The 3,949-nt window shown below is 29.5% G+C and carries 4 protein-coding genes and 1 pseudogene; 2 read left to right on the top strand and 3 right to left on the bottom strand.

Annotated features, from left to right (window positions below):
- Positions 1–650 precede the first annotated feature (650 nt).
- Positions 651–848, top strand: a complete 198-nt coding sequence (locus CD128_RS09675) for a DUF6440 family protein (protein WP_103329716.1) — start codon at positions 651–653, stop codon at positions 846–848.
- Between the two features lie 43 nt (positions 849–891).
- On the opposite strand, the gene CD128_RS09670 is transcribed toward CD128_RS09675, so the two are convergent.
- Positions 892–1,695 carry a hypothetical protein gene (locus tag CD128_RS09670; protein WP_103329715.1) on the bottom strand — a complete coding sequence of 268 codons (804 nt, stop codon included), beginning with the start codon at positions 1,693–1,695 and terminating at the stop codon, positions 892–894.
- Positions 1,696–1,710: 15 nt separating this feature from the next.
- A pseudogene (locus CD128_RS09665) lies at positions 1,711–2,192 on the bottom strand (GNAT family N-acetyltransferase).
- 217 nt (positions 2,193–2,409) lie between these two features.
- Here CD128_RS09665 and CD128_RS09660 point away from each other — a divergent pair.
- The gene (locus tag CD128_RS09660; RefSeq protein ID WP_103329714.1) at positions 2,410–3,372 is read left to right on the top strand and encodes an LPXTG cell wall anchor domain-containing protein; all 963 of its coding nucleotides are present in this window, start codon (positions 2,410–2,412) and stop codon (positions 3,370–3,372) included.
- Between the two features lie 116 nt (positions 3,373–3,488).
- On the opposite strand, the gene CD128_RS09655 is transcribed toward CD128_RS09660, so the two are convergent.
- A complete protein-coding gene (locus CD128_RS09655) occupies positions 3,489–3,869 on the bottom strand; it encodes a hypothetical protein (RefSeq protein WP_103329713.1) in 381 nt (126 codons plus the stop codon).
- Between the last annotated feature and the right edge of the window lie 80 nt (positions 3,870–3,949).

Here is a 3,949-nt window from a genome sequence, read left to right as displayed (position 1 = left end):
TAATAATCTCATCTCCAAATATTTATTACTTAATTAAATCCCAATTAATTTTCTACAATTTGATATAATTTTCATTATTATATTATCATTTATATGTAAATAGCAACATATTTAACAAACTGTTTTCAACCATTTATTAAAAAATCGAAACATTTAATGATGTGACTATACTATTTTTTATACATTAACATAAAATAACAATTATTAATTTTTAATTTACATAACGTTCAATTTGTAAGTTTAAAGCTTATTTTTAAAGTATTAAAAACAACAAATTAACAAACGATTGTAAAATTTTATCTCCATATACTTCCAACTATCACATTATCCATTCATGATTATGAATATTAATACTAAAATATTTGTAATATAACAAATTTGTCACGCCACAATTAGCAACTACTATTTTTAGTTAAACTCCCTCTTTATTTGTCTTTCACATAAAATTATGTCTAAACATAGGATTTTTCTAATATTCAAAACAAATTTTCCTACAAAAAAACTTTTATTCTAAATTTTTCCTTCCTATTTAAATTGCTTATTTTTAAACATTTAAATTTTAATTTCATGTATAGGAGTCAACTTAGATGTTTAGCAAGAGGTTGTTAAAGATATAGTACTTATAAATAAAGGCATGAGGAAGAATTATTATGTTTGGAAAATCCGAAGATAATCGATTTATAGTTGAAAAAGCTGGTTCTGAAAATAATATTAGATGCTATATTTTAACCGACAAAGAAACAGGTATCCAATATTTAGCAAGTTGGATAAGTACAGGTGGCGGTATTACGCCCCTATTAGATGAAAATGGTAAAGTTTCAAAGGTAGATGTTTCAAATCTTGAATAAACTTAAACCTCTTTAGTCATTATCGACTAAAGAGGTTGTTTGATTAGTTCATAGTTTGTTGAGTAACCATGACTTGAATATATAACGCAATCCATAATTCTTCTGGATAATCGCTATAATTTGCTGACACTTTCAAATTGTGCGTTTCGCCAAGTTGGTTGGTTTTATCATTTTTCCCTATATCAAAAAAGCTGCGTTTACCTTTTAATAAAATTTGATTATCATCATTTTTGATTACTGTCTCTTGAGAGAAAAAAGGATTTTCGAAAACGTAAGAATACTTTTGATTGTCTATGAATTGATAAGGCATTTTTTGGAAACCTTTTTTGGAGAATAGTTTCTTCTGAAAAAGTATACCTACTTCTTGTTCATTTAAATAAACCTTATGATGCGGACGTAGATGCCACCATTTAATACGTTTAATTACTAGATTATAATCTTCTGAAGTTAACTTAATACCAAATAAAGCAAAAAAGTCTAATAAGCTAACTAATTTTTGTAACGTATTATTAAAAAAAGGCTTATATGACATTTGTTTGTTCCCCAAAATAGGTTTTCTAAGATTATCAAAAATAATTAAAGGAGTTTGATAAAAATATTCTCCTTCATCATAAGAATGTGTGGGGTTCTCTTCCATGGTTGCTAACAACTTTCGAGTTTCTTTTTTTGATTTATGACGTAAATAAAAAAACACTATGATTAAACAGGATAATACTAACCAAAGTATAAAAAAGAAAATGATATTAGACCACGGGACTGATAGACCATTAAAAATTGAATTGATTCCTAAAAAGATAAAGAAAACACTTAAAATTACCCAAACTACAATAACTACAAGTATATTCATTTTATCACCTAAATATTATAATTCTTTCACCAAATTGTACCATTTAATTCCAGCATGTTGAGAATCTGATAACCCTTCATTTGTATATCCATATTTTTCATAAAAAGGCACAAGTTCTTCTCTACAAGTTAAAGTCACGCCTAATCTACTATGTTGTTTCGCTAAATTTTCAAATTGATTTAAAAGTTGTCCACCTAGACCTTGGCCTTGATACTTTTCAGAAACAACTAATCCTAATACACTTAAATATCCGCCGATATCAGGATTAGGTCTAATCGTTTCAAATAAGTCGTCGGTAATATATTGTTGGGGATGACAGGTCCATTGATGTAACCCGCAATTTCTCCATCTTGTTCAGCAATAATAAATGTATCTGGTATTATTTCAATACGCTGTTCTATTGCTTCTGGAGTAGCCGCTTCTTCAGGCGTAAAACCTTTATTCTCTAATTCAATCAGTGTTGGCAGATCCTCTTCAGTGAAATTACGAAACTTCATCACTTCACTCCTTTAAATTTCACAAATAATAAATAAAGATTAACATAAACTGAGTATTTTTTGAGATATGACAAAAGTGTCATTTAGTTGATAGATAATATTAAGGTTGTATTTAATTTAATATGTTAGTTTATAAATATACATAAGTATGATATTTACAATTTTAAAATTATCAACTTTATGTATGAAGAATGATAATTACTAAGGAGTGAGTTTTTTGATTAAAAGAGGTTTTAAATATGCTTTTGGAACAACGCTTGTAACTTCTTCACTTGTACTATTGTCACATGGTCATGCATTTGCAGCAACAAACGATACAGATAGTCAATTTAATCCTGATGCGAATGGTAACCCGATTACTGTTCAGAATAATAACAACGTAGATTCTGGGTTTAATCATGATGTTGACGCAAATAACAACGTAGATCCTGGGTTTAATCATGATGTAGGTAATAACACCTCTGAAAATTCAGAAGAAAATACTACTGATGCGGAATTCAACCATGATTCAGATGGTAATCCTATTACTTCTAAGAACAACAACAACGTAGACCCTGGGTTTAACCACGATGCTGATGGTAATCCTATTACTTCTAAGAACGACAACAACGTAGACCCTGGGTTTAACCACGATGCTAACGGTAACCCTATCACTTCTAGTAATCATTTTCCTGAAAATAATTCACCTAAGACAACACCCCAAGATCCTTCCAAATCTAACGCAGAGGAAAATGATATGGGCTTCAATGGTTATCCTGAACAACAAGGTTTAGTTAAACAATCAAATCAACAACAAGATCCTTCTAAATCAAATGCCGAAGACAATGATATGGGTTTTAATGGTTATGCCGAAAAACAAGGTTTAGTTAAAGAATCAAATCATCAAACATCTATGCCTCAACAAAAACAACAAGAATCTACAACAAACACAAAAGCACAACAAACTACATCAAATACTAATAATGTTTCGAACTCAACAACTACGATTCAACCTAATCAATCAACAACTCTTAGTAAACAAACATCACATTCTCAACAAGTAAATGGCGCAACAGCGCAATCAACTTTGCCTAAGTCTGGTGAATCTGACACTAATACCCCTCTATATGTCGGATTATTAGCACTTATCTTAGGTGTAAGTTCTCTTAGTCTTAAAAGCGTCATTACTAAAAAACAATAACTGTATTTTCTAATTATCTGTTACTATTACTGCAACAACATTTCTTTTATGCAAATGAAAAAGCTATTACCTCAGTTTTCTAAGTTCTGAGTGTAATAGCTTTTTGTTATTTAATATTAAACTAATAATAATTTAATTCCTCTAACGATATTCACTATAAATAAATAGATTCCAGCTACAACTAGAATAATTGCTATAACCCAACTGCCAAATACTAACCAGCTATCTGCATTTGTTGTAGCACTGTTCATTCCTCCAGCAAAGAACATTAAAGCGAAAGGTACTAATGCGAAACAAACCCATGTCATAATATGATTAAATAGTGCTTTTCGAGCATGTGTTGAAACAGGTGGTGAAGCTACAATCCACATAATAATTGGTAATATAATAGGAGCAAAAAATACGCTCAAATAACTAATTGATGACGCTATATTTTCATTTTTATTGCCGTAATATTCACTTTGTTTATGATAATAACTTTTTCTTAAGTCTTCCATATCTATTCACCTCAATTATATAAAAACATATATTTCGAGGTATTGTAAGGCGAAAGGCCCAAAATTACAACTCTGTAAGT

Origin of the sequence: Staphylococcus croceilyticus, from assembly GCF_002902575.1 — a bacterium.
Lineage (GTDB): Bacteria > Bacillota > Bacilli > Staphylococcales > Staphylococcaceae > Staphylococcus > Staphylococcus croceilyticus.
The sequence above is the reverse complement of the archived record's forward strand: the minus strand, read 5'-3'. Positions and strand labels throughout refer to the sequence as shown.

Bases quoted from the DNA above. Each gene is read 5' to 3' on its own strand.
- CD128_RS09675 (WP_103329716.1), top strand. From the start codon at position 651: ATGTTTGGAAAATCCGAAGATAATCGATTTATAGTTGAAAAAGCTGGT.
- CD128_RS09670 (WP_103329715.1), bottom strand. From the start codon at position 1,695: ATGAATATACTTGTAGTTATTGTAGTTTGGGTAATTTTAAGTGTTTTC.
- CD128_RS09655 (WP_103329713.1), bottom strand. From the start codon at position 3,869: ATGGAAGACTTAAGAAAAAGTTATTATCATAAACAAAGTGAATATTAC.